Source organism: Citrobacter portucalensis (genome assembly GCF_002042885.1).
In the GTDB taxonomy this organism is placed as follows: domain Bacteria; phylum Pseudomonadota; class Gammaproteobacteria; order Enterobacterales; family Enterobacteriaceae; genus Citrobacter; species Citrobacter portucalensis.
In genome coordinates, this window is sequence record NZ_MVFY01000009.1 from 94,655 (window position 1) to 120,246 (window position 25,592).

General features: G+C 48.5%; 26 protein-coding genes, 1 tRNA gene and 2 other RNA genes. 11 read left to right on the top strand and 18 right to left on the bottom strand.

Annotation, left to right across the window (positions count from 1 at the left end; translation table 11 throughout):
• Nucleotides 1-146 precede the first annotated feature (146 nt).
• A complete protein-coding gene (locus BZK40_RS14965; protein WP_003036136.1) occupies nucleotides 147-1,067 on the top strand; it encodes a Kdo(2)-lipid IV(A) acyltransferase in 921 nt (306 codons plus the stop codon).
• A 155-nt stretch (nucleotides 1,068-1,222) separates the two neighbouring features.
• Nucleotides 1,223-2,443, top strand: coding sequence for a multidrug efflux MFS transporter MdtG (gene mdtG / locus BZK40_RS14970; RefSeq protein ID WP_079934900.1), 1,221 nt, complete (start codon nucleotides 1,223-1,225; stop codon nucleotides 2,441-2,443).
• 64 nt (nucleotides 2,444-2,507) lie between these two features.
• Here the strand turns inward: mdtG and BZK40_RS14975 are convergent, their stop codons facing one another.
• Entirely contained in the window at nucleotides 2,508-3,839 is a 1,332-nt protein-coding gene (locus BZK40_RS14975; protein ID WP_079934931.1) for a sensor domain-containing diguanylate cyclase, read from the bottom strand.
• Nucleotides 3,840-4,530: 691 nt separating this feature from the next.
• On the opposite strand from BZK40_RS14975, the gene BZK40_RS14980 reads away from it, so the two are divergent.
• Nucleotides 4,531-4,908, top strand: a complete 378-nt coding sequence (locus BZK40_RS14980; RefSeq protein WP_008784346.1) for a MysB family protein — start codon at nucleotides 4,531-4,533, stop codon at nucleotides 4,906-4,908.
• On the opposite strand, the gene BZK40_RS14985 is transcribed toward BZK40_RS14980, so the two are convergent.
• From BZK40_RS14985 to mdoG, 3 genes are all read right to left on the bottom strand, one after another.
• Nucleotides 4,909-5,136 carry a YceK/YidQ family lipoprotein gene (locus BZK40_RS14985; RefSeq protein WP_003832117.1) on the bottom strand — a complete coding sequence of 76 codons (228 nt, stop codon included), beginning with the start codon at nucleotides 5,134-5,136 and terminating at the stop codon, nucleotides 4,909-4,911.
• A 76-nt stretch (nucleotides 5,137-5,212) separates the two neighbouring features.
• Nucleotides 5,213-7,741: a glucans biosynthesis glucosyltransferase MdoH gene (gene mdoH, locus BZK40_RS14990; RefSeq protein WP_048235662.1), complete on the bottom strand. Its 2,529-nt coding sequence runs from the start codon at nucleotides 7,739-7,741 to the stop codon at nucleotides 5,213-5,215.
• The gene (gene mdoG, locus BZK40_RS14995) at nucleotides 7,734-9,269 is read right to left on the bottom strand and encodes a glucans biosynthesis protein MdoG (protein ID WP_095533147.1); all 1,536 of its coding nucleotides are present in this window, start codon (nucleotides 9,267-9,269) and stop codon (nucleotides 7,734-7,736) included. Before mdoG ends, mdoH begins: the two co-directional genes overlap by 8 nt.
• Before the next feature lie 271 nt (nucleotides 9,270-9,540).
• On the opposite strand from mdoG, the gene mdoC reads away from it, so the two are divergent.
• The gene (mdoC, locus tag BZK40_RS15005; RefSeq protein WP_079934901.1) at nucleotides 9,541-10,701 is read left to right on the top strand and encodes a glucans biosynthesis protein MdoC; all 1,161 of its coding nucleotides are present in this window, start codon (nucleotides 9,541-9,543) and stop codon (nucleotides 10,699-10,701) included.
• 19 nt (nucleotides 10,702-10,720) lie between these two features.
• Here mdoC and BZK40_RS15010 read toward each other — a convergent pair whose 3' ends face one another.
• The 6 genes from BZK40_RS15010 to csgB form a co-directional block, all read right to left on the bottom strand.
• Nucleotides 10,721-12,211 carry a phospholipase D family protein gene (locus BZK40_RS15010; RefSeq protein ID WP_204191349.1) on the bottom strand — a complete coding sequence of 497 codons (1,491 nt, stop codon included), beginning with the start codon at nucleotides 12,209-12,211 and terminating at the stop codon, nucleotides 10,721-10,723.
• A complete protein-coding gene (gene ymdB, locus BZK40_RS15015) occupies nucleotides 12,144-12,686 on the bottom strand; it encodes an O-acetyl-ADP-ribose deacetylase (protein WP_003832103.1) in 543 nt (180 codons plus the stop codon). The genes BZK40_RS15010 and ymdB overlap by 68 nt, the downstream gene beginning before the upstream one ends.
• Nucleotides 12,687-12,786: 100 nt before the next feature.
• Entirely contained in the window at nucleotides 12,787-13,107 is a 321-nt protein-coding gene (locus BZK40_RS15020; RefSeq protein WP_008784340.1) for a YmdA family protein, read from the bottom strand.
• A 150-nt stretch (nucleotides 13,108-13,257) separates the two neighbouring features.
• Complete coding sequence (csgC, locus tag BZK40_RS15025; protein ID WP_020996502.1) at nucleotides 13,258-13,590, bottom strand: curli assembly chaperone CsgC; 333 nt, start codon at nucleotides 13,588-13,590, stop codon at nucleotides 13,258-13,260.
• Between the two features lie 60 nt (nucleotides 13,591-13,650).
• Nucleotides 13,651-14,100, bottom strand: a complete 450-nt coding sequence (gene csgA, locus BZK40_RS15030) for a curli major subunit CsgA (protein ID WP_008784338.1) — start codon at nucleotides 14,098-14,100, stop codon at nucleotides 13,651-13,653.
• 40 nt (nucleotides 14,101-14,140) lie between these two features.
• Nucleotides 14,141-14,596: a curli minor subunit CsgB gene (csgB, locus tag BZK40_RS15035; protein ID WP_032941802.1), complete on the bottom strand. Its 456-nt coding sequence runs from the start codon at nucleotides 14,594-14,596 to the stop codon at nucleotides 14,141-14,143.
• Nucleotides 14,597-15,356: 760 nt separating this feature from the next.
• Here csgB and csgD point away from each other — a divergent pair.
• Genes csgD through csgG form a run of 4 tightly spaced genes read left to right on the top strand, consistent with a single transcriptional unit; the run spans nucleotide 15,357 to nucleotide 17,708 of the window.
• Nucleotides 15,357-16,007, top strand: a complete 651-nt coding sequence (gene csgD, locus BZK40_RS15040) for a biofilm master transcriptional regulator CsgD (RefSeq protein WP_003832092.1) — start codon at nucleotides 15,357-15,359, stop codon at nucleotides 16,005-16,007.
• Between the two features lie 4 nt (nucleotides 16,008-16,011).
• Complete coding sequence (gene csgE / locus BZK40_RS15045; protein ID WP_008784336.1) at nucleotides 16,012-16,410, top strand: curli production assembly/transport protein CsgE; 399 nt, start codon at nucleotides 16,012-16,014, stop codon at nucleotides 16,408-16,410.
• Nucleotides 16,411-16,435: 25 nt separating this feature from the next.
• Nucleotides 16,436-16,849 (top strand): curli production assembly/transport protein CsgF, encoded by a 414-nt coding sequence (csgF, locus tag BZK40_RS15050; RefSeq protein ID WP_003832089.1) that lies wholly within the window; start codon nucleotides 16,436-16,438, stop codon nucleotides 16,847-16,849.
• A 25-nt stretch (nucleotides 16,850-16,874) separates the two neighbouring features.
• The gene (gene csgG, locus BZK40_RS15055; RefSeq protein ID WP_008784335.1) at nucleotides 16,875-17,708 is read left to right on the top strand and encodes a curli production assembly/transport protein CsgG; all 834 of its coding nucleotides are present in this window, start codon (nucleotides 16,875-16,877) and stop codon (nucleotides 17,706-17,708) included.
• A gap of 46 nt (nucleotides 17,709-17,754) precedes the next feature.
• Here the strand turns inward: csgG and BZK40_RS15060 are convergent, their stop codons facing one another.
• From BZK40_RS15060 to ghrA, 4 genes are all read right to left on the bottom strand, one after another.
• Entirely contained in the window at nucleotides 17,755-18,237 is a 483-nt protein-coding gene (locus BZK40_RS15060) for a DUF1097 domain-containing protein (protein WP_032934412.1), read from the bottom strand.
• A gap of 101 nt (nucleotides 18,238-18,338) precedes the next feature.
• Nucleotides 18,339-18,893, bottom strand: coding sequence for a TorD/DmsD family molecular chaperone (locus tag BZK40_RS15065; RefSeq protein WP_003832084.1), 555 nt, complete (start codon nucleotides 18,891-18,893; stop codon nucleotides 18,339-18,341).
• A 23-nt stretch (nucleotides 18,894-18,916) separates the two neighbouring features.
• Nucleotides 18,917-19,654, bottom strand: coding sequence for a phosphatase (locus BZK40_RS15070; protein WP_008784332.1), 738 nt, complete (start codon nucleotides 19,652-19,654; stop codon nucleotides 18,917-18,919).
• A 209-nt stretch (nucleotides 19,655-19,863) separates the two neighbouring features.
• Nucleotides 19,864-20,802, bottom strand: a complete 939-nt coding sequence (gene ghrA, locus BZK40_RS15075) for a glyoxylate/hydroxypyruvate reductase GhrA (protein WP_057067489.1) — start codon at nucleotides 20,800-20,802, stop codon at nucleotides 19,864-19,866.
• 236 nt (nucleotides 20,803-21,038) lie between these two features.
• Here ghrA and BZK40_RS15080 point away from each other — a divergent pair.
• From BZK40_RS15080 to BZK40_RS15090, 3 genes are all read left to right on the top strand, one after another.
• Nucleotides 21,039-21,126, top strand: a tRNA-Ser gene (locus tag BZK40_RS15080).
• Nucleotides 21,127-21,352: 226 nt separating this feature from the next.
• Nucleotides 21,353-21,489: non-coding RNA, RtT sRNA (locus BZK40_RS15085), on the top strand.
• 44 nt (nucleotides 21,490-21,533) lie between these two features.
• Nucleotides 21,534-21,670: non-coding RNA, RtT sRNA (locus tag BZK40_RS15090), on the top strand.
• A gap of 143 nt (nucleotides 21,671-21,813) precedes the next feature.
• On the opposite strand, the gene phoH is transcribed toward BZK40_RS15090, so the two are convergent.
• The 4 genes from phoH to efeO all read right to left on the bottom strand — a co-directional run bounded on the left by phoH (nucleotide 21,814) and on the right by efeO (nucleotide 25,541).
• Nucleotides 21,814-22,602 carry a phosphate starvation-inducible protein PhoH gene (phoH, locus tag BZK40_RS15095; RefSeq protein WP_032942942.1) on the bottom strand — a complete coding sequence of 263 codons (789 nt, stop codon included), beginning with the start codon at nucleotides 22,600-22,602 and terminating at the stop codon, nucleotides 21,814-21,816.
• Nucleotides 22,581-22,877: a hypothetical protein gene (locus tag BZK40_RS24645; RefSeq protein ID WP_172111178.1), complete on the bottom strand. Its 297-nt coding sequence runs from the start codon at nucleotides 22,875-22,877 to the stop codon at nucleotides 22,581-22,583. The genes phoH and BZK40_RS24645 overlap by 22 nt, the downstream gene beginning before the upstream one ends.
• A gap of 247 nt (nucleotides 22,878-23,124) precedes the next feature.
• Nucleotides 23,125-24,408: an iron uptake transporter deferrochelatase/peroxidase subunit gene (gene efeB / locus BZK40_RS15100; protein ID WP_079934902.1), complete on the bottom strand. Its 1,284-nt coding sequence runs from the start codon at nucleotides 24,406-24,408 to the stop codon at nucleotides 23,125-23,127.
• A 5-nt stretch (nucleotides 24,409-24,413) separates the two neighbouring features.
• On the bottom strand, nucleotides 24,414-25,541 hold the full coding sequence (gene efeO, locus BZK40_RS15105; protein WP_008784327.1) for an iron uptake system protein EfeO: 1,128 nt from the start codon (nucleotides 25,539-25,541) through the stop codon (nucleotides 24,414-24,416).
• Nucleotides 25,542-25,592 lie beyond the last annotated feature (51 nt).

The following is a 25,592-nucleotide window of genomic DNA, read 5'->3' on the forward strand; positions in this document are numbered from 1 at the left end:
CACACATTTTACGCTACATTTCATACTTCACGATAAAACCGCAACAACAATTGCAGAATTAATCACCGTTCTCCCGTCACAAATTTTTGATACGCGCGAAAAAATGCGACAATACAGGGAATTGGTCGTTTGAAGACAGGATAGACATGACGAATTTACCCAAGTTTTCGGCTGCGTTACTGCATCCACGCTATTGGTTAACCTGGCTGGGTATTGGCATCCTTTGGTTAATCGTGCAGTTACCCTACCCCATCCTCTTTAAGTTGGGCTGTGCATTAGGTCGACTGGCGCTACGTTTGATGAAACGTCGGGCAAAAATTGTTTCCCGAAATCTGGAACTGTGCTTCCCGCAGATGAGTGAGCAGGAACGCCAGCAGATGGTCGTCAAGAACTTTGAATCCGTAGGTATGGGCGTAATGGAAACCGGGATGGCCTGGTTTTGGTCCGATAAGCGTATTTCGCGCTGGACGGAAGTGATCGGAATGGAACATATCCGTGATGTTCAGGCGCAAAAACGCGGGATTCTGTTAGTGGGTCTGCACTTTCTGACTCTGGAACTGGGTGCGCGCCAGTTTGGCTTGCAGGAGCCGGGTATTGGTGTGTATCGGCCTAACGACAATCCGCTGCTGGACTGGCTACAAACCTGGGGCCGCATGCGCTCGAATAAATCAATGCTCGATCGTAAAGACCTGAAAGGGATGATTAAAGCCTTGAAAAAGGGCGAAGTGGTCTGGTACGCGCCGGATCATGATTACGGCCCTCGCGCCAGCGTGTTTGTACCACTTTTTGCCGTTGAACAAGCCGCAACAACCTCAGGGACCTGGATGCTTTCGCGCATGTCCAATGCCTGCCTGGTACCGTTTGTTCCCCGCCGCAAACCTGACGGTAAAGGGTATCAATTGATTATGTTGCCTCCAGAATGCTCACCACCGTTGGACGACGCAGAAACCACTGCTGCGTGGATGAACAAAATTGTTGAGCAATGCATAATGATGGCGCCAGAGCAGTATATGTGGTTGCATCGTCGCTTCAAGACGCGTCCTGAAGGCTCCCCTTCTCTGTACTGACGCAGAGTTGCAGCCCAGTGGGCTGCAACCCGCTCCCTACCCGTTTTAGGTTTAACTGCTATCCGCATTGCAGCAACTATCAACCAGGCGCATAATTAGCCTGCTTACTTATATTCAATCGATAGCGCAAACAGCGCATCACACTGCGGATCGCTATGTCACCCTCAGATGCCCCCATAAACTGGAAACGCAACCTCACCGTTGCCTGGTTAGGTTGTTTTTTAACCGGAGCAGCATTTAGCCTGGTCATGCCCTTTTTGCCTCTTTACGTCGAGAGTCTCGGCGTCACGGGTCATAGCGCCCTGAATATGTGGTCAGGCCTGGTCTTCAGCATCACCTTTCTCTTTTCAGCCATTGCCTCTCCTTTCTGGGGTGGCCTTGCCGATCGCAAAGGACGAAAAATCATGCTACTGCGTTCCGCGTTGGGCATGGCAATTGTGATGCTGCTGATGGGACTGGCGCAAAATATCTGGCAGTTCTTAATCCTGCGCGCCTTGTTAGGGCTGCTTGGTGGATTCATTCCCAATGCGAATGCACTGATCGCCACCCAGGTTCCACGCAATAAAAGCGGCTGGGCACTGGGAACGCTTTCAACCGGTGGCGTTAGTGGCGCACTGCTCGGGCCGCTAGCTGGCGGGCTGCTCGCGGATCAGTACGGATTACGCCCGGTATTTTTCATCACCGCCAGCGTGCTGCTGGTCTGCTTCATCCTGACGCTATTTTTTATCCGCGAGCGTTTCCAGCCGGTGAGCAAGAAGGAGATGCTGCACATTCGTGAAGTCGTGGCCTCTTTAAAGAACCCCAAACTGGTGCTGAGCCTGTTTATCACCACTTTGATCATTCAGGTAGCCACCGGTTCTATCGCGCCAATACTGACCCTGTACGTTCGAGAGTTGGCTGGCAACGTCAGCAATATTGCGTTTATCAGTGGGATGATAGCCTCTGTCCCCGGCGTTGCGGCATTAATCAGCGCTCCGAAACTTGGCAAATTAGGCGATCGAATTGGCCCGGAGAAGATCCTGATCGTCGCGCTGATCGTTTCTGTGTTACTGCTTATTCCAATGTCATTTGTCCATACGCCCTGGCAGCTTGGTGTTCTGCGCTTTTTATTGGGTGCAGCCGACGGCGCTCTGCTCCCGGCGGTACAAACGCTGCTGGTTTACAACTCGACCAATCAAATAGCTGGACGTATTTTCAGTTATAACCAGTCATTTCGCGATATCGGTAACGTAACAGGACCTCTAATGGGGGCAGCGATATCCGCCAACTACGGTTTTCGTGCCGTTTTCTGTGTGACCGCGGGCATCGTACTGTTTAACGCCCTGTACTCGTGGAATAGCCTGCGCCGTCGTCGGAGTACAGAGGTCGTGGGATGATTTGTGTATTTGTATTCGCCGGTTCGGAATAATAAACTTATCTTACACGGCGTATATTTCAACCTTAATGATAATAGTAACACACCTTATTTCTGCCAGAATTTTTGGCTTCATACAAAGCGGTATCGGCGTATGAAACAACTTTATCCGCTGATTCATCATCAATTTTGCTGCAATATACACCGATACTGATCGTCATTTTTTCTTTTAAATTATATGAATTTGGTATTGTCGTACCATTCTCTACATTTCGCCTAATTCGCTCTGCAACAACAATTGCCTCATCTTTATCGTTACACTTAAGAAGGATCGCAAATTCTTCGCCACCTACTCTGGCAAAAATATCCGTATCTCTGATTGATTTATTGACAATGTCGACAATGCTGATTATCACTCTGTCACCTTCCTGATGACCGTAAGTATCATTAATCCGTTTGAATTTATCAATATCCAGAACCATTACACATACTGTGCCTTTTGCTAATGATGATTTTAATGACTTATAGAATAGTTTACGATTATATATTTTAGTCATTGCGTCTTTAATAGCTGAATCCGTTTCTTTTTTTAAGATGATGAAGGTGTTGTACATCAGTATTGAGATTATACACAGGGCACTTATCACCTCAATCCCCCGGCTTACATACCAAATATACATGCTATATTCATCCAGGCTCAGAAGTAGTACATTGGTCAATATTGCTGAGCAACACAGTAGCCCTATACTTTTCCACAAGATGTTATGCGTTCTGGTTTTAATGATTAAATACAACAGGACCAGTCCCCAGGATACAATAAGCGAATAAATGTACCCAATATGCCAGTGCACGGTGACATTATCAGGCTTCAGGCTTGTGATCTCGAGTGTAAAATTAGGGTTGTAACTGGCCAGAGCGTGCGCCACCACCGCGATAACAAGCATGATTAAAAAAGACAGAACGATATAGCAAGGTTCTCTTTCTTTGGTTTCAATAACTGTCGAGGATACTTTATAAGATTTTAATGAAACAAATAGCAGAGCAATGAAACTAATCTGCCGAAAGTAATAGAATATGGCTATATCGTTAGTTCTTTTTTCGATTGAGGCATAATCATTAATCAAGTCCTGAACGATGTAGATAGTCTCGATGAAAAATATGTTATTCCCAAGAAACGCCATACCTAATATCATAAGGCAGGTGAGATCTTTTCTACAAAGATACTGGAATAACATAAACAGGAAGATTATCCCATATAAAAAGAATAACCCTACAATTATAATCAGATATACTGTTTGCGGCACACTTTGTATCGTTAATTTAAATTGTGTAAGACACACTCCACCAAGAACATAGCTAGCCAAACAGATTATATAGAAAGCCATTAACCTTCTATTATTTGAATTGCCGTTATCCATAACAACCTTAAGGGCTCTCTTAATTTTGCATTTTATATAATAAAGCATAAGATTTTGCAAACTATTATATCTGCACAGATTCAATGACACTAATTCATTTCTTATTTAATGGTTTCTTATAGATTTATAACCTTTGTCATTAATAACATTTTATTATGTATACTATTTTAGTATCACCCACACCATTCACAGCCCCCATACACAAAAGATACTTTGTCACTATCAGAGACACCACTAAGTTTAGCCACTTTCATTGATTGCACCTGCGACACTTCCGTATTGGGCATTAATTTTCTTCTTTGTTTTTATTAAGTTATGAAATATTACGTCATAAGCGATCGGATTCCCTCTCTAAAACACATAAAAGATAACGTTTAACCCTGAAGATTTCCTTATATAACGTCATTTTTTAATTTTTCGATTTTCATTACTACATTGCAAACCACATACATTACTATTTTTTCTTGAATTTTTTTCCTGATATTACGTCGGCTTCAGTATCTGCCAATGTAAATTTTTCATAAACAACCGAAGTTACTTTCCCCCAGTCTCGTAGGCATTGCAGGCAGTAATCATCTGATTGAGTGAGCCATGCAGCTAACGGGTTTGACGCTCTGCGGATCGCCGTCTATAGATTGAATCATCCCCCTTTATTGTTCGCCTTAGGAGAAGAAATATGGCAAAGAATGACATGAATTTTTATGCCACGTTGGAAGAGGCTATTGATGCAGCTCGTGAAGTGTTTCTGGCTGATAACCCTGACCTTGAGTCAGACGACGCCAGCGTTCAACAGCTAAGCGTCCAAAAATACGTGCTACAGGATGGCGACATTATGTGGCAGGCGGAATTCTTTGCTGACGAGGATGATGTAGATGGTGAATGTCTTCCAATTCTGAGCGGAGAAGCGGCCCAGAGCGTTTTTGATGGCGACTATGATGAAATTGAAATCCGCCAGGAGTGGCAGGAAGAAAATACGCTTCACGAATGGGATGAAGGTGAATTCCAGCTGGAACCTCCCCTTGATACTGAAGAGGGACAGACCGCAGCCGATGAATGGGATGAGCGATAATTACTCGTAAGGTCCATGATGTATGTCGAGCGGCAGCAGCAACGTATCAAACACCAGCGAAAATGGCAGATCGAGGATAGTGACGTAGCGCCATGCGGAGTCCCTAACATCCCATTGCACGCCAGGATAGTATTGGTTTCCGTGTCCTTGCCCTGGGATGGTACGACTAATAATGCTGCCGCATCCGCTCAGGAAGAAGATCATTATTCCTACAGCCAATATTCGCACCTGCTACCTCACGACTCATTCTATTCAATATAAAAAAATACCGGCACCAGGCCGGTATTTTCACGTTACAGAACGCTTATTTTTTCCTGAGCGCCAGCGGGTTCAGTGTCAGTCCCTGATAGTAGTTCACCCACGAAGAATACTTATCAGGTGAATTCCAGACACGGTAATGTAAACGCGCCATGGTCACAGGATCGCTCAACAACACCAGGCGGCGATCGCGATTCAGTTTCTCCGGCGTTTCGTTCAGTGCCTGTTCCACATGACGATCGCGTGCAATCTCCAGCACGTTGCTGGCGCGGTGGCGTGCAGTCGCCATGGCCGTGGCCAGTGCGTTAAACGACGGATTAAACACCGCATGCATAAAGCCATCGTCCAGCGTACGTTTACGGTTCATCACCAGATAGGTATCGGTATCCACCAGCACCTGCGGCGGAGAATACTCTTCCGGGATCAGGAACAGCTTCCAGCGCTTGGTACGTAACCCCACCGTGGAACGGCTGGAAATCACGGAAACAAACGGTGACAGGATCAGCGAGAAGACAATCGGTGCCAGCCAGAACAGGAAACGCAGATCCAGCCAGGCCATACCCACAGCCCACACCAGCCCCAGCAGTAACTGAGAACCGTGACGCATAAACGCTTCACCCCACGGGGTCGAATCGTCATCGCGCTGCGGTGAATTCCACACAACTTCCCAACCGAGGAAGGCACTCACGACGAAGACGGTGTGGAACAGCATACGCACCGGCGCCAGCAGCACGGAGAACAGAACTTCCAACAGTAGCGACAGCGTGACGCGGATAAACCCGCCGTACTCTTTCGTCCCTTTACACCAGATGAGCAAAATACTCAGCAGCTTCGGCAGGAACAGCAGCACCATTGTTGAAGCAAACAGCGCGATCGCCAGTTCAGGTCGCCATTGCGGCCATACCGGGAATAGCTGGCGCGGTTGCAGGAAGTACTGCGGCTCCGTCAACGCATGCACCACCTGCAATGCGGTAGAGAGCGCGAGGAACATAAACCAAAGCGGCGCAGACAGATAGGACATTACACCGGTCAGGAATACCGCACGGTGAACCGGGTGCATCCCTTTCACCAGGAACAAACGGAAGTTCATCAGGTTACCGTGGCACCAGCGGCGGTCGCGCTTGAGTTCATCCAGCAGGTTCGGCGGCAGCTCTTCATAAGATCCCGGCAGATCGTAAGCAATCCACACACCCCAGCCAGCACGACGCATCAATGCCGCTTCCACGAAGTCATGGGAGAGGATCGATCCCGCAAACGAGCCTTCGCCCGGTAACGGCGCGAGCGCACAGTGCTCGATAAATGGCTTCACGCGGATAATTGCGTTGTGGCCCCAATAGTGTGATTCCCCTAACTGCCAGAAGTGAAGCCCGGCGGTAAACAGCGGTCCGTAAACACGGGTCGCAAACTGCTGGCAGCGCGCATACAGCGTATCCATACCGGAAGCCTTCGGTGAAGACTGGATAATCCCGGCATTCGGATTCGCTTCCATCAGACGCACCAGGCCGCTCAGACAGTCACCACTCATCACTGAGTCAGCGTCCAGCACTACCATGTAGCTGTACTGATTTCCCCAGCGACGACAAAAGTCATCAATGTTGCCGCTTTTACGCTTCACGCGACGACGGCGACGGCGGTAGAAAATCTGCCCTTCGCCCTGCACCTCAGCAATCAGCTCCATCCACGCTTTTTGTTCTGCCACGCAGATATCAGGGTTGTAGCTGTCGCTCAGGATATAAACATCGAAATGTTCGGCGTTGCCCGTTGCTTTGACCGATTCCCACGTAGCGCGCAGTCCCGCAAATACGCGGTCAACGTCCTCGTTACAGATAGGCATAATCAGCGCGGTACGGTGTTCAGGATTCAGCGGTTCATCCCCAACCGTTGAGGCCGAGATACTGTACTTATCTCGTCCAATCAACAGTTGCAGGAAGCCCATCAGCGCGGTCCAGAATCCCGCAGACACCCAACAGAAAAGCACGGCAAACAAAATGAGAATTCCGGTTTGCAGCATGTAGGGCAGCAGTTGCATAAAGGAGACCCACAAGTTCTGTCCCATCATGTCTACCGGATTAATAAATGCCCACCCCTGATACGGGAGGATCGTCTTCATATACCAGGTTGCTACGACCGTTTGCGCCAGCGTTAGAATCAACAGCGTATAGCGGCGGATGGTGCCTACGGTACGCCATTTTTGCTCGCTTTCTTGTTCTTCTTTCGTCAAACGCGAAAGATAACGCGGCGTCACATCGCGCCCACGCAAGCGATCCCAAAAACGACCAACCGGGTTGGTACGCCAGGGATCGGGGAACATAGAGGTACGCGTTGCTTTTGGCATCGCCTGCAGCTGATCGCGGCCCTCATCGTCCTTAACCAACTGCTCTTTAGCCAAAGAATCCGGCCATGCTTGCTCAAGGCGAGCTTTCACAGAACCCTGCGGTGAATCATCTTCGCGCGAGTAAGTACGATGCTCGGCATCCAACGCCTGATGAACGGCGCGGATGTCAGTTTTCGGCAGTGCCGCTTTCTCGATATCCGAAAGCGGCATTGCGTCAATATACTCAGTTGTCTTATTCATTGGCAGGTAACTGGTAGCTCCAGGTTTCACTCAGCGTCTGATCGGCATTGACCAAGGCAGCACGCATTTCAGTGGTTTTCTTCACGTCTTTCACTTTCACGCGCAGCATCAAACGCCAACCCTTAGATACCGGGTTATAGCGCACAGTGCTTTCAACGATTTCACCGTTGTCGCCAATACTGGTTTGTGCGGTAACCGGGGTATCCTGCGGCAGCTTTTTCATATCTGTGCCGGTAAAGTCCACCACAAACGCGATGGTACCGTCAGGCTGACGAATCAGGTTGGACTGTTTTACATCACCGGTAGAACGACGAGTCTGCTGTACCCAGGCGCTTTCCGGCGCATGAAGCTTGTCTTCATCACGCGTGAACGTCAAAGTGTACTTGAAGTTCATCTCTTTGCCCGCTTCAGGCAGTTGATCCGGCGTCCAGTACGCAACGATGTTATCGTTCGTTTCATCGTTAGTTGGGATTTCAACTAACTCAATCTTACCTTTACCCCATTCACCTTTTGGCGTGATCCAGGCGCTTGGGCGCAGATCGTAACGATCGTCGATATCTTCAAAACGCGAGAACTGACGCCCACGCTGCAACAGTCCGAATCCTTGCGGGTTTTCCATTGCGAAGCTGCTCACCGCGAGATGTTTCGGGTTATTCAGCGGACGCCAAATCCACTCCCCATTGCCCGCGTGGATAGACAAACCGTTAGAATCATGCAGTTCCGGACGATAGTTTGTCGCCGGAGACGGCTGGTTCGGTCCAAACAGGAACATACTGGTTAACGGTGCCACACCCAGTTTGCCCACTTTGTCGCGCAGGTAAACTTTGGACTGAACATCCACGACCGTGTCACGGCCTGGAATAATGACAAAACGATACGCTCCGGTTGCACGCGGAGAATCCAACAAAGCATAAATGGTTAAACGTTTATCAGTCGGTTTCGGACGCTCGATCCAAAACTCACGGAAGCGGGGAAATTCTTCACCAGAAGGCAGAGCGGTATCAATCGCGAGACCACGCGCTGACAGGCCGTAGACCTGACCTGCACCCAGAACGCGAAAATAGCTGGCACCGAGCATGCTGACGATTTCATCGTTTTTATCTTTGCTGTTGATCGGATACAGCACTTTGAACCCGGCGAAGCCGAGATCTTTTACCGTGTCTTTATCATGCTGAACATCGCCAAAATTAAAATAATCCGGGCTGTATTTGATTCTTTTCACCGCCGTGGCGGTAACTTCGTTGATTTTGACCGGCGTGTCGAAGTACATACCCTGGTGGTAGAACTCGAGCTTAAATGGGGTCTTGAGATTGCTCCAGTACGCTTTATCGCGATTGAACTGGATCTGTTGATAATCCGCATATTTCATGTCGCGGAAAACGGAGGGCAAGTTACTTTTTGGCGCCTCATAGCCTTTCCCGGCTAAGGATTGAGCTTGTTTTGCAACATCATCAATACTGAACGCCCAGCTCGATGATGTATACAGCGTTAACATGACTGCTGCACCCAACCAACGCATTTTCATCATTTGTAGTTTATGTTTCATAATTAGTAAGCACTTCCCCCTTTGTGTGCTTATATTGATCCGATCCATTTTAATGGATAATCGGGTACTCCGACAACTGAATCCCTGTATTGTTCGCGCGCTGGCTCATGGTTTAAGCAGGTTCATCTGCCTGTTTTCACTTTGCGTGCTTATCCTGGAGACAGGTTGTTGGACTTCGTGTAGGGTTGCCCTCGAATGTAACCATTATTCGTCTTAGGGATAAGACGAAAAGTCTGAGAATACGTAACTGTCTATGAGCTCTGTATCACCACCACGTGAATATTTTCTTGACTCCATCCGTGCCTGGCTAATGTTGTTAGGGATCCCATTCCATATTTCATTGATCTACTCCACCCACACCTGGCACGTGAACAGCGCAGAACCGTCATGGTGGTTAACCCTTTTTAACGACTTTATCCATGCATTTCGCATGCAGGTCTTCTTTGTCATTTCAGGTTATTTTTCCTACATGCTTTTTTTGCGCTATCCGTTAAAACGCTGGTGGAAGGTGCGTGTAGAACGCGTGGGGATCCCCATGCTGACCGCGATTCCGCTGCTTACGCTGCCGCAATTTATCATGCTGCAATACGTGAAAGGGAAAGCAGACAGCTGGCATACCCTCAGCGGCTATGACAAATACAATGCGCTGGCCTGGGAGCTGATTTCCCATCTGTGGTTTTTACTGGTTCTGGTGGTGTTAACGACCCTGAGCATGTGGGTGTTTACCCAGATGAAAAATAGACTATCGCGTGGAGACGGTACCCCTGCATCGGGGGTGTCAATGACCAAATTAACGCTGATTTTCATATTGTTGGGTGTCGGCTATGCCGCCGTCAGAAGAACGATTTTCATCCTCTACCCTTCGATTCTCAGCGATGGCATGTTTAATTTTATCGTTATGCAAACGTTGTTCTATGTGCCTTTCTTTATGCTCGGTGCGCTGGCGTTTATCAATCCGAATCTGAAAGCACTGTTTACCACGCCATCGCGCGGCTGCACGCTAGGCGCCGCATTCGCATTTGTCGCATACCTGCTCAATCAACGTTACGGCAACGGCGATGCCTGGATGTATGAAACCGAATATGTCATTACCATGGCCATGGGGCTATGGATGGTGAATGTCGTCTTTTCGCTTGGCCACCGTTTACTGAATTTCCAGTCGGCTCGCGTGACCTATTTTGTCAACGCGTCGCTGTTCATCTATTTGGTGCACCACCCGTTAACGCTGTTTTTTGGCGCGTATATCACACCGCATATCAAGTCGAATCTGCTGGGTTTTCTCTGCGGTCTGCTTTTTGTGGTTGGAATTGCGGTCATACTGTACGAAATCCATTTACGGATCCCGGTGCTGAAGTTTCTCTTTTCGGGTAAACCGCCCATTAAGCAGGATAAAAACAAGGCGGTAGCCGGTTAGTTTTCTTGCATTGAATGGTTCAGAGCAGCCATTCAATGGGCAACACGGATGCAAGCCTCACCAGAACCCGCTTCCAGAATCCTGTAGCGGGTTCTTTTTTCAGTACCTGTTCGCTGCCAGAAAGCCGATCAACCCAGTTGATTCTGCCCCAACGGTCAAGACGTAGTTGCCAAGCCATGTCACGCTGGCTTTGCATAAAACGTTTATGAATCAACTCGGCCAGTACTTCACTCTCAATCACAAACCCCATTTCCGTATTGAGCAACGTTGAACGGGGATCAAAATTAAGCGATCCTATAAACACTTTACGACCGTCAATACTGAAGGTTTTCGCATGCAGGCTGGAGCCTGAATTACCGGTTAATCCCCGGTCGTGTACTGCTGAAACGCGATCGCGGGTTGGTTTAAGCTCGTATAACTCCACGCCGTAGCGCAGGAGTTTTTTTCGCCAACGCGCATAGCCCGCGTGAACGACTGCGACATCATTCGCTGCCAGAGAATTAGTTAAAATTGCGATCTTAACGCCTTTTCTCACCAGTCTCAGGAGCTGCGCCACACCGGCGCGGGTTGGTACAAAGTAGGCAGAAATAATATCAATACGCTCGGTGGGAGATCCCATCACGTCAAACAAACGCTGCGGTAATAGTGAGTGGCGCGGCGCTTTCCCCTCTCCTTTTGCAGGATCATCACTCAACAAGCGCGTTTTCGCCCAAATTAGCGGAAGCGACCTCTGATCGAGATGGGTCATAAACTGGCTGGTTTCCAGCTTATGTAGATAGCGACGCGTGATGTCATCATTATACCAGGATTCCGGAAGTTCGATTTTTTGCGTAGAAGCTGGTTCAGCCACCTCAAGTACGTTTTGCAATGTTGAAACCGAGCGGCAGTGCCAGTAACGGTCAAAGTCGTCTGCAACATCCTGGACAACCGGTCCAATAGCCATAACGTCCAGATCGGAAAATAGTGGTTGTTCGCCTGCGCCAAAATAGGCATCGCCTATATTTCGCCCCCCCACAAGAGTTACGACGCCGTCAGCGGTATAACTTTTGTTGTGCATACGCCGATTCAACCGGGCAAAATCGGTTAAATAGCCCAGGGCACGCAGGATGCGAAAGGAAAAGGGATTAAACAGACGAACTTCAATATTAGGGTGATTGTCCAGCAAACGCAGCGTGTCATCCAGACCTGGTGTGTTGTTATCATCCAGCAACAAACGCACCCGGACGCCCCTCTTCGCTGCGGCCAGCAAAACGGAAAATAATAATAGCCCGGACATGTCGCTTTCCCAGATGTAATACTGAACATCCAGGGTACGTTCCGCCATTTCCGTCAACCGATAGCGAGCAGCAAACGCATCCAGGCTGTCATCCAACGTCAGAATGCCGCATTCTCCCGGGTGGTTTACGCATAGCGGCGTGATGGCACGCTCAAGTCGCGTCATATCAGTCCGTGCGTTCATCGCCTTGTTGGGTAAGTAATCTCTTGTATAGTCGAGCGTTTTCTTCATCAAAGCACACGAAGTATATTTGATCGGGTAGCGTACGTCGGGTGATAAATTTCAACACCGTTTTCACCGCGATCTCTGCCGCTGCAGCACGTGGGTAACCATAAGCTCCGGTGCTTATAGCTGGAAAAGCAATGGATTGATAACCATTGGCTAAGGCCAGTTGTAATGTATTTAAATAGGCCTCTTCAAGTCGTTCAGCCTCGTGGTGATCACCGCCTTGCCAGACGGGTCCGACGGTGTGAATAACTGCTTTTGCCGGAAGCGCGCCAGCCAGCGTGATAACGGCATGCCCGGTCGGGCATTCTCCCTGTTGTTGTATAACCTGTTTGCAGGCCTCCAACAACGCAGGCCCGGCAGCACGATGAATCGCGCCATCGACTCCACCTCCTCCCAGTAACGAGGAGTTGGCCGCATTGACGATCACATCTACCGCGATCGTCGTAATGTCGCCCTGTAACACATGAACACGCGATTGCATAAGTTCCCCCTGACAAAACACTCTCCGTTAAGTGTACAGCAGGGTTTTCCTTGAAATCTCACTTTTTAGCCATAAGCGTGCATACCTACGCCAGAATGATTCATTTATATTCAATATTCAGAATAGCCATGCTTTTCTGTTCATTGAGGTAATGCATTTTCACCGTGGCAATTTGTTGCACACTCTGAGGCGCTGTCGTGACCTGTTGCAGGTCGTAGAGACTATTACTCATCGTGCCATCACGCATACATGACAATTCAATCTGTTGTTGTCGAGTGTTAACGTCGCAAGGTGCTTCAACTATTGCACCACGAAAATGAATAACCCCGCCGGGTGAGATTTGCGTCGCCATTGCGGGGAGGGTTAAAAGAGAAAAACCCCACAAACCGGTATTTAAAATACGCTTTAATAATGTACACATAAGGGTTCCTCAATGATTAATCATCCTTGAGGGATCGCAATGATCCTTCACCGCTGCGAGTTACGATCAAATAAAACGTTTGTTCGTTTCTATATTCATAGAACAGCACTGCACTCCCAGCCACACCCTTAATGCAAATCCGGCAAAAAATTATGGGTGACTGTTTGAGTCAGGCCATTGTTGCGACAGATGCAGAGACTGCCCGTCAGAAACGGTAACGATAATTTTGACCGAATCCTCCGGTGAAATATTAAAGCTCATTTTTGTTAATTCAATTGGCCGATTAGCAGGGACCGAAAGGCTTGTTTTCTGCTGTGACTGACTTTGTCCGCCCTTTCCTTTACGTACGGCAAGGACTTGCACTTCACATACGCACGGTTGAGCTAATGTCACCTGAGGAATAATGGTGTACATGTCACCTTGCTGAGTTGTATTGAATGTTATTTGATTTGCCAACGCGGCAATGAGTAATAGCGTGTGCATAATATTCTCCCGAAAAAAAACAGGGCTTTCGCCCTGTTTATTATCAGTCAGAAAACTGAATTAGTGCTGGTTAGCTGTAGCATTGTTGCCATAACCAACCTGCTGAATCAGCACATTGGAGTCAGACGCTGTCTGATTAACCACAGCACCGTTACGACCACCGAACTGAGTTACGCTGATATCAGCATTTTTTGCATTCCACTGATTGATATCAGCACTGTTCTGGAAGCCGGTCTGTTTCAGGCTAATGGTACTGTCATCAGCACCTTGGCCGACAGTCGCACCGTTACCATGTCCGTGTTGTGTGATAGTCACGTCTGATTTACGTGCATCACTTTGCAGCGCATTCGCAACGTTACTAGAGCCAAATTGGTAAATACTCATTGAAGAGTCTGGGCCATAGTTGCTACCGCCACCATGATGATTACCGCCCCATTGCGGAACAACACCTGCCAGAGCACTGCCAGAAACTACGATTGCTGCGAATGCTGCCACTTTTAAAAGTTTCATGGTAAACCCCCATCGGATTGATTTAAACGTCGTTTATGGATTAGCGTTGAGTAACGCGAATTGCCATTTGCGACTGTCTCTGCACCACAACTGCTGTTTTTTGTGTACCGTACTGGGTAATATTGGCTTTATTACCAGAGCCTTTCTGGATAATCATCGCCGTATTACCGTAAGAGCTTTGTTTAATACTCGCATCATTAGAGCTACCCGTTTGATCAATATATGCAAAGTTATTTGATCCCGTCTGGTCTGTTTTCGCCCGGTTACCTGAACCTTCTTGCGAAATGACCGACAATAACTTGGTGCCCTCCTGGCGAGTATTTGCACTATTAGCAGTACCAACCTGACCAATAATGGCTGCCTGATTAAATGAAGACTTACTTAATTCATTTACCGCAAAGTTATATTCTGAATTAGCTAAATCATAACTGGTTGCGGATGCAATCCCAGGCACTCCCAGTATTGTAAACATCATAAATAACAACTTGTTTTTCATGTTGTCACCCTGGACCTGGTCGTACATGAAGTTAAATTAATTACCACTCAAATTGTTGTTAACATGACTTACATTTGTTAACGCCACGTTACGATGAAGAGTATGTCCGTGGAAACATTTTAAATAACTCACCCGCGAGTGGTATTTTTATATCCGGATTCACACCAAAGTACTAATTAACAGTGAATAACACCGCTTCTGGTCTGGCTTTTATTTTTATTTTGCTATCAGTAATGAATTTCTATGCAGTCACTGAGAAAGTGCATTTTGCACGATATCAGGGCCTCTCAGTACAACGTCGAGATAGACATCGGTACAAGTCGTGACAAAGGTCATTTTTTTCCATCTAAAATTGACCAACGTAAATTGAGACAAGGATTTTAGAATTCATTAGAAATCTAAAACTCAACAACCATTAATTAACTAATTTAAAATCAATGCGTTAGTATAATTTGTATGATTTTTTAAATCTATGCAGCAAAGGTAAAATGTACAACTTTCCTATCAAATCTAAACTCTAATAAAACCATAAAATCACATTTTAATATATAATTTTACAAGTTGTTACATGTTTAACACTTGCTTTAAGATTTGTAATAGCTAGATTGAAATCAGTTGAAGTCCATTTGTTTTAATATTTTCACCCCTTTGGGTCGATATTTTATATCTACACAGCAGTGCAACATCTGTCAGTACTTCTGGTGCCTCTATTTTAGTAGAGACAGCTGTCAGGTGTGCGACTAAAAAGTGGAGTTTCATCATGTTTAATGAAGTCCATAGTATTCATGGTCATACATTATTGTTGATCACAAAACCTTCTTTGCAGGCAACTGCATTATTACAGCATTTAAAACAATCACTGGCACTCACCGGAAAACTACATAATATTCAACGTTCTCTGGATGATATATCCTCCAGCTGCATTGTTTTACTGGATATGATGGAGGCAGATAAAAAACTGATCCATTACTGGCAAGATAATTTGAGTAGAAAAAACAACAATATAAAGACGTTATTGTTGAATACTCCTGATGATTACCCTTATCGGGATATCGAAAACTGGCCGCATATCAATGGTGTTTTTTACGCAACTGAAGACGAGCAGCGTGTCGTAAGCGGCTTGCAGGGTATCTTGCGCGGTGAATGTTACTTCACGCAAAAACTTGCCAGTTATCTGATCACGCACTCTGGAAATTATCGTTATAACAGCACGGAGTCGGCACTGCTGACGCACCGTGAAAAAGAGATCCTTAATAAATTGCGTATCGGCGCCTCAAATATTGAAATCGCTCGCTCACTGTTTATCAGTGAAAATACGGTAAAAACACATCTTTATAATCTTTTCAAAAAGATAGCTGTCAAAAACCGTACGCAGGCGGTCTCATGGGCCAATGATAACCTCAGGCGATAAAGCCATGAAACGGTATTTGACCTGGATTGTGGCAGCAAATTTATTCTTTGCTGCCGGGAGTCTGCACGCAGCGACAACCGTAGAGGTGGAGGTTCCCGGGCTGTTAACTGACCACACTGTCTCTTCAATCGGGCATGATTTTTATCGGGCCTTTAGTGATAAGTGGGAAAGCGAGTACACAGGAAACTTAACCATTAATGAAAGACCCAGTGCGCGTTGGGGAAGTTGGATCACCATAACGGTCAATCAGGACGTTATCTTCCAGACTTTTTTATTTCCGACGAAAAAAGACTTCGACAAAATTGTAGTCTTCGCATTGGCACAAACTGAGGAAGCATTAAATCGCCGGCAAATAGATCAAACACTATTAAGCACTAGCGATTTAGCGCGTGATGAATTCTAAAACATGATTTTGTCCGGAGGCTTTCATGCGTGTTAAACATGCAGTGGTTTTGCTCATGCTAATTTCACCATTAAGTTGGGCCGGAAACATGACGTTCCAGTTTCGCAACCCAAACTTTGGTGGCAACCCGAATAATGGTGCTTTTCTGTTGAACAGCGCCCAGGCCCAGAACTCATATAAAGATCCAAGCTATGACGATTACGGTATTGAAACCCCGTCAGCTCTGGATAACTTTACTCAGGCGATTCAGTCACAAATTCTCGGTGGCCTACTCACCAACATTAATACCGGTAAACCAGGAAGAATGGTGACCAATGATTTTATCATTGATATCGCCAACCGGGACGGACAACTGCAATTGAATGTCACCGACAGGAAATCGGGGAAAACTTCGACAATTGAAGTGTCGGGTTTACAAACACAGTCGACCGACTTCTAAGTTATAGCCACGAAAGGAAATAATCATGCAGCGTTTACTTATCATGGTGGCAGTAATTTTACTCAGCGGATGTTTAACAGCTCCGCCTCAAGAAGCCGCTAAGCCGACATTAATGCCCCGAGCCCAAAGCTATAAAGACTTGACGCATCTGCCTATGCCTACAGGTAAGATCTTTGTGTCGGTATACAACATTCAGGATGAGACTGGCCAATTTAAACCTTACCCGGCAAGTAACTTCTCAACCGCCGTCCCGCAAAGCGCCACGGCTATGCTTGTCACCGCATTGAAAGATTCTCGTTGGTTCATCCCACTGGAACGTCAGGGGTTACAGAACTTGCTTAACGAACGCAAAATCATTCGTGCAGCTCAGGAAAACGGTACGGTTGCGATTAATAACCGGATCCCGCTACAGTCCCTGACCGCGGCAAACGTCATGGTGGAAGGATCAATTATCGGTTATGAAAGCAACGTTAAATCGGGTGGTGTCGGTGCACGTTATTTTGGTATTGGCGCCGATACGCAATACCAGCTCGACCAGATAGCGGTAAACCTGCGCGTAGTTAACGTCAGCACCGGTGAGATCCTGTCGTCAGTGAATACCAGTAAAACCATTCTGTCTTATGAAGTACAGGCTGGGGTGTTCCGCTTTATTGACTACCAGCGTCTGTTGGAAGGTGAAATTGGCTACACCTCTAACGAACCGGTTATGCTTTGTCTGATGTCAGCGATTGAAACGGGCGTTATCTTCCTGATTAATGACGGCATCGATCGCGGATTGTGGGATTTGCAGGATAAGAAACAAGTTGATAATGACATCCTGGTTAAATACCGTCATATGTCGGTACCGCCAGAATCCTGATGGGTCTATACAGCATAAAAAGCGTGAGGAAAACCCTCACGCTTTTTTATTTACTGGTCAGCGTCGACGATATTCTATTTTCACGGCGAGATGCCAGCCACAGACCACTGTTTTTCATTGCATAGCCGAATACGAGGCCCAGTGCCAGTGACGGTACAACCAGTCGCCAGTCGCCCTGCCCTGCAAATGTTGCACATGCGCCAATGAACGTGCCCGGTACAAATGAAAGCAGCCATTGCTTTGCCTGGATACACATCAGAAACGCGACAATTCCTGTCATGACATAACCAATAATGTCCATATGCGGAGCAAGCGCACTACCGTTAATAATCACCAACGCCCACACCACACCGCTTAGCAGCGTACACGCCGAGATCCACAGTCCTTTTAACCCACCTTGCGGGCAGGCGAAATAAGCCGTGCACCCCAGAAAGCCAGCCCAACTGAGTAAACCAAGAGAAACGGCCACCCATCCCCAGATCCCGGAGAGAATGCCCGTTGTGATTGCAATTGAGAGAAGTATGTTCATGCCGCGCATCTTAGCAGAAAAACGGCATGGTAATGAGATCGCGCACACAATTTATGCAAGCTTATAAATTGAGTTGCACTTTTAAGTGACGTACGTCACATTTATTCGTCTGTATCTTCCTGCAATTCGTCCCACATCGCACCAATGGCATCACGCGTCAGCGGTGCTATCGTACGCCAGAAAGGCGTGTTCGCGTGCGCTTCAACTTTACCAAGGAACGTACCGCACCAGGGCAGCAAGTAGTCTACAAACAAGGTTTCAAGCGCCTCACTTTCATCTTCCGCAGACTGGTCCTCAAGCCATGAAGCCGCCAGCAACAGCGTACCAATGTGATCTGCCGGTGTATCAGCAAGCGGCATGCCCCGGGCTGAAAGAAATGCACGAACATCGGATTCTTTCGCCCCTTCTACCCAGGCACTACGATAAGGCGGCACTGCACACTCGTCACCGACAAACAGCGCGTTGTAATCTGCAGCCAACTGGGGCATATCGCAGCTCTTCTGTAAACGGGTGAGCAGTTCGTCCTGTTCCAGCGGCCAGTTGGCGGACAGTTTACCTTCACTAATCAGGGTAAACAGGGGAACCAGTAAAGGGTCCTGCGGTTGGCGGTAAAACAGCGAGCCCAGTACACGACACAGGATAGAAAACTCGTTCATTGATATATTCCAGTTAGTAACAATTACAGTTCAGCAAATTCCGCGATCGGCTCCATGCCTCGCGATTCCAGAAACGCCAATAGACGTTTAGGTGTGACGTTTAAAATTCTGTCTTCAGGGAAATTAACATCATCCAGGATTTTACGGCATTCGCCAAATTCTCCCAGCGTGAAAGCGGTATGTGAATCCGACCCTAACGCCACCCATCCACCAGCATCACGCACAGCCGCAGCAACCGCACGGCAATTATCCTCACTGCCCTTACGCGAATGCAAAAACGAAGAGTTATTGATTTCCAGTGCAACCTGGTACTTTGCCGCCGCCTGCGCAATTGCTTTAATATCAACAGGATATTTGGGATTTCCCGGATGACTTATGATGTGCACATTACCGCTGGCCATCGTAGCTATCATTGCCTGGGTATTGGTGTCTTTATCGTGAGGTGCAAAAACCGGCTCATGGAAGCCCGCAATAATGAGGTCCAGGGAGGTAAACATCGGACCTGAACAGTCAATTTCACCTTCAATATTCTTAATATTGGCTTCTATTCCGCGCAGGATCCCCACGCCATCCACGACACGTGGCCAAATACGCATATTGATAAAGTGCCAGTGGTGAGGCGCATCCGCCATGTCCGGTCCATGATCGGTAATGGCAAATAGCTTGATGCCTTTGCGACGAGCTTCCGCGATGTAATCACTTAAGGTGCTGTAGGCGTGGGTGCTGGCGACGGTATGCATATGCAGGTCAACGGGATACATAACTCTCTCCTGTAGTCATTTTCCGTCAAGGATAGCAGGTATCGCCGCCATTAATACCCTAAAATTCGAGTCGCAGGCAGGTGGCAAGGGAGTGATACCTGAATCACTTACTTACGTAGGTGATTCAGGTGAACAACCGTAGCCAACGCACATGCAGCTTGAAGTATGACGGGTATTTTAGCTGAAACCCGGTACTTGCCGGGTTACCATCAATATCCCCGAACGCGATTGACCTGACCTGTTACGACTTGCCCGCTCTCCAGGTTCATAATCGTGCGGGAGATATAGTCCACCGCTTCTGCCGGACGGGTAACTGCGGCAATATGTGGCGTCATCGCCACACGCGGATGTTTCCATAATGGGCTGTTTTCTGGCAGCGGTTCACGACTATAAACATCCAGCATGGCCCCCTTCACCTTGCCGCTTTCCAGCGATGCCAGAAGATCGTCTTCATTGAGATGAACACCGCGTGCAAGGTTCAGCACGTAGGCGCCATCCTGCAATTGGCTAAGTAAATCAGCGTTAATAATGCCTACGGTTTCTGCCGTATTAGGCAGAAGGTTGATCAGCACGCGAGTTTGACTCAAAAACGCGCCCAGTTCCTCAGTACCGGCGAAGCTTTCCACGCCAGACCAGGATTTACGCGTACGACTCCAGCAGCGCAGTGGGAATCCCCATGCCTGCAGGCTTTCGGCAACTTTTGCGCCCAATACCCCAGCCCCCATGATCCCGACGGTAAACTCCTCGCGAGTATATTCTGGCAACGGCTGCCATTTCGCCTGATTTTTCAATGCTTGATAATCATCAAAGCGACGAAACCAGTGCAGCACCTGACTGACAGCATATTCCTGCATTTGCAGGCCCATACCCGTATCTTCCAGACGGAAAAGCGGGATCGACGCATCCAACATTTCCGGATGAGCATTGAGTTTACTGAGAATAGAATCGACACCCGCTCCCAGCGCAAATACGGCTTTTAATTTTCGTCCTGCGAGCATTTCAACCGGCGGATGCCAGACCAGCGCATAGTCAGCATGTGCATTATCACCCGCTTTCCACTCACGTACGTTCGCACCAGGTATTGCCTTTGCCAACGCATTAATCCACCAGGTCGTATCGAATGTTGGGTGATAGAAAATTATATCCATATTGTCTCCTGAACATTGTTGTGCGGAACTTTCTCGCACTTATTATCATCATTTTTCGAGGGAACATCAGAGTAGCAAATTTTAGGATGCTGGCAAAAAAAACAATTCCCGCTTATTTATGCTCCATGTTGCTTGAAGTTTGTGTAAATGCACATTTTTTTCAAAAAGTTGATTGACGGCGGGGCGGTGTTTCCCCTACATTAGCGCCCGTTCCGGTAGCACAGGAACAACAATATGGTGAGGTGTCCGAGTGGCTGAAGGAGCACGCCTGGAAAGTGTGTATACGGCAACGTATCGGGGGTTCGAATCCCCCCCTCACCGCCATATTTTAAGAAGAGCTCGTACGAAAGTACGGGCTTTTTTTTCGCATGTTGCACATCTACGGGGGGATGAGAAGCCCCGACCGGGGTTCGACTACTGGCGCAGCCAGTTGGACAGACCGGGAGCGCAGCGAACGGGCTGCCCCGCAGGGGCGAGCAAAGCGAGTCAATCCCCCCTCACCGCCATATTTTGAGAAGAGCTCGTACGCAAGTACGGGCTTTTTTTTCACATATTGCACATCTGCGGGGGGATGAGAAACCCCGACCGGGGTTCGACTGCTGGCGCAGCCAGCTGGACAGACCGCGAACGGAGTGAGTGGGCTGCCCGAAGGGCGAGCGAAGCGAGTCAATCCCCCCCTCACCGCCATATTTTAAGAAGAGCTCGTACGAAAGTACGGGCTTTTTTTTCGCATGTTGCACATCTACGGGGGGATGAGAAGCCCCGACCGGGGTTCGACTGCTGGCGCAGCCAGCTGGACAGACCGCGAACGGAGTGAGTGGGCTGCCCGAAGGGCGAGCGAAGCGAGTCAATCCCCCCCTCACCCCCATATTTTAAGAAGAGCTCGTACGAAAGTACGGGCTTTTTTTCGCATGTTGCACATCTACGGGGGGGATGAGAAGCCCCGATCGGTCATGTACTGGCGTCAAACAACAAAGCCCGGTTTCCCGGGCCTTGAAGACGGAGTACTTATCAGTTGTAAGCGTTGAGCGTCCGCTGACAGAGCGCAGAGCGGACGCAATCGTCTTTATTGAAACGAACAATCCCAACCATCTCATCTTCTTCGAAACGGGCCAGCGCATCGCTAAGCCCTGAGCGAACGTGGGCTGGTAGATCGCACTGGGTCACATCCCCATTCACAATCACCGTCACATTCTCCCCGAGGCGGGTCAAAAACATCTTCATTTGCGCAGCAGTGACGTTCTGAGCCTCGTCAAGAATGACCACTGCATTTTCAAAGGTACGTCCACGCATATAGGCGAACGGCGCGATTTCCACCTTACCAATCTCAGGTCGCAGGCAATATTGCATGAAGGAGGCTCCCAGCCGTTTGACAAGCACGTCATACACGGGGCGAAAATAGGGAGCAAACTTCTCGGAAACATCTCCAGGTAAGAAGCCGAGGTCTTCATCAGCTTGCAGAACTGGACGGGTTACAATGATCCTGTCCACATCTTTATGGATCAGGGCCTCTGCTGCTTTTGCCGCGCTGATCCAGGTTTTACCACACCCGGCTTCACCGGTGGCGAAGATCAGCTGTTTACTCTCGATAGCATTCAGGTAGTGCGCCTGAGCTTCATTCCGCGCCGTGATTGGCGAGGCGTCGCGACTGTCACGCGCCATACCAATCGTTTCTACGCCGCCCATCTGCACAAGCGAGGTGACCGATTCATCTTCACGTTGCTTATGGCTACGCGAATCCCGCCTCAGCACACGTTTTGCTTCACGACGAGCTTTGATCACTGCTTTTTGTCTTCCCATGGATAGCACCTTGAGTTGTAGGTATACATCACACGCGCCGTTGGCGGCACGATTATGCGCACGAACATCTGAGGGTTGGCTTCCTTGTAAGCCATTGCTTGCTTTCGGATAAGACGCCACGCACAGCTACGCGCACCGTACAGGGCGTCAGTTGCGAAGATAAGAAGTGAATGAGAGAGAGATTTAGCGGTGACGAGGAGGCTACCGGAAGAGAAACGTCCGCGTAAGGTACTGCTGTTACTGTGAAAAACGTGTCCAATACAGGACTTTTCCATTCGCGATCTCCATAGTGAATGACAATCACCGCCGGGAACTACCGCTATTACTTATAAGTACATCATAACCTTTCGCTAATGCAACAATATTTTTACTTGTTGTTAACTTAAATTCTATCTTATCACCAGAGACAGTCTCTTGCAGAAAGATGACAGAATTATTTCAGTCGCATACCGATCATAAAAAATAGTTTGTTCCTTCATCAAGATGTCAGGAAAAACCCCGCTGTACTGCGGGGCATAATCATCAGGCTTCAAGCAGAGACTGTCCCAGATAATTATCTGCAGTTTTAACACCCGGCAAAGCAAAGAAATATCCCCCACCAATCGGTTTGACATATTCTTCCAGCGCTTCACCGTTCAGACGTTTCTGCACTGTCAAAAAACCTTTTTCCAGATCGTGTTGATAGCAGACAAACAACAGCCCCATATCCAGTTGACCGGAATTAGTCACACCGAGCGAATAACTGTAGCCACGACGCATCATCAGGCTGGAGTCGGTCTCTTTCGTACGCGGATTTGCGAGACGGATATGGCTGTCGAGCGCAATCACCTCGCCTTCAGGATCCCTGGCATAGTCAGGCACATCATGCTCATGCTGCATACCCAGCGGTGCGCCGGTGTGTTTATCGCGACCAAAAATCGTTTGCTGCTCTTTCAGCGGCGTACGATCCCAGAACTCAACGCGAAACTGAATGAGCCTGACGGCCTGATAGCTTCCGCCTTGTGCCCAGGCAGGCTCGCCCTGCCCGTCCGTAACCCACACCACGTGTTGCATCAACTTCGCGTCCGTAGCGTCCGGATTCGCGGTGCCGTCTTTAAAGCCAAGCAAATTGACCGGGGTCTCTTTGCCTTTACTACGTGCGGCGTGGTCGGAAATAAAACCTTCACGTTTCCAGCGCACGCTAAGGAGATCGGGCGTATGTTTAATGATATCGCGCAACGCGTGGATGACGGTGTCCTGGGTGTTGGCACAAATCTGCAGCAGCACATCGCCATGGCACAGCGCCGCATCCAGTGAATCATTCGGGAAGCGGGTCATTTTTTGCAGCTTTTTCGGCATCTGCGATTTCAGGCCATAGCGTTCATCAAACAGCGAGGAGCCGACTGACAACGTCATCGTCAGGTTGTCTGGCGCAATGTATGCGCCGAGGATACCTGAATCCATAGGAGGAAGACGCGGATTCGGCGTATCCGGCGCCGGTCCACCGGTGGTCAGAAACGCAAACCGGCTGGTCAGCAACCGGAATAAACGCTCAAGATCGGCCTTGTCGCTGGCAAGAACATCGAATGCCACCAGCATCATTGATGCCTGCTGCGGCGTCAGGATCCCCGCCTGATGCTGACCATAAAACGGCTGCGCTTCACTACGTGCATCCGGAGACAACGTGCCCGGCGCGCTTTGTGGTTTTTGCGCGTGGGCAACCGGACACCCACCCGCCAGCGCCAGCGCCCCACCCAGGGCGCCCATCCCTTTCAGTAAACGTCGGCGTGACGGTTCGCTCACGCCGTTTTCATTATCTTGCTGCATAGTGCTTAATCCAGACCCAGAACACCGCGTAATTGCGACAAATCTTCCGCCAGCGTCGTGATTGGCCCTTTCAGTGCATTACGATCGGCATCAGTCAGTTTGTCATAGGTTTCAAAGCCGTCTTTGGTACGGTACTTGCTCAGAATGGTATCGACCTTTTTGAAGTTCGCATCCACCTTCGCAAGCAGTTCAGCATTGGATTTTTGCAACTGAGGACGCAGGAGATCGACAATTTTCTGCGCACCATCGACGTTGGCCTGGAAATCCCACAGATCGGTATGGCTATAGCGATCTTCTTCCCCACTGATTTTGCTGGCAGCAACTTCTTCAATCAGTCCTGCTGCCCCGCCAACAACTTTAGACGGTGGGAAAGCCAGCTCGCTAATACGCGTTTGCAGGTCAAGAACATCGCTGTTTAATTGGTCGGCGTACTTATCCATACCTTTGGTGGTATTGTCGCCAAACAGCGCTTTCTCCAGGCGGTGGAAGCCGGTGAATTTAGGATCGGCGGCTTTTTGTTCGTAATCATCTTCCCGCGCATCGATGCTGCCGTCGAGATCGGAGAACAGTTCAGCAATCGGTTCAATACGCTCATAATGCTGACGGGTTGGCGCATACAGCGATTTCGCTTTTTCCAGATCGCCTGCCTTAATCGCATCGGTAAAGGCTTTAGTGCCCGCAACCAACTGCGCGGTTTCGGCTGTCACATAGGCTTTGTATTCGGTAATCGCGCCGCTCAGACTCAGCAGAGCCTCGCTTTGCGCGGCATCCGCCGTTGCGCTACCTTTTACGATCAGTTTGCCTTTCGGGTTAGTCAACAGACCGCAGGTCATATCATATTCGCCAGGCTGGAGGTTAGCGGTCATTTTCTGGCTAAAGCCTGGTGCAATGTTTTCGCGCTCTTCAACCACCATAACGCCTTTGAGGATCTCCCACTCCAGCGCTTTCTGGCTATGGTTCTGGATGATGAACTGCGTTTTCCCGGCATTAACCGTGATAGTCATCGGTTCACATTGTTTGTCGTTAACCGTGACTTTCACCTGCGGAATATCGGCAGCTTGTGCATTAAAAGCGGAGGCAAACAGCGCGGCTATACCTAGCTGCAGCGCACTACGGCGAAAATTAAACGTCATAACCTATCCCTATAAATAAGTATGTTGTAACTAAAAAGTATTCTGCATCGC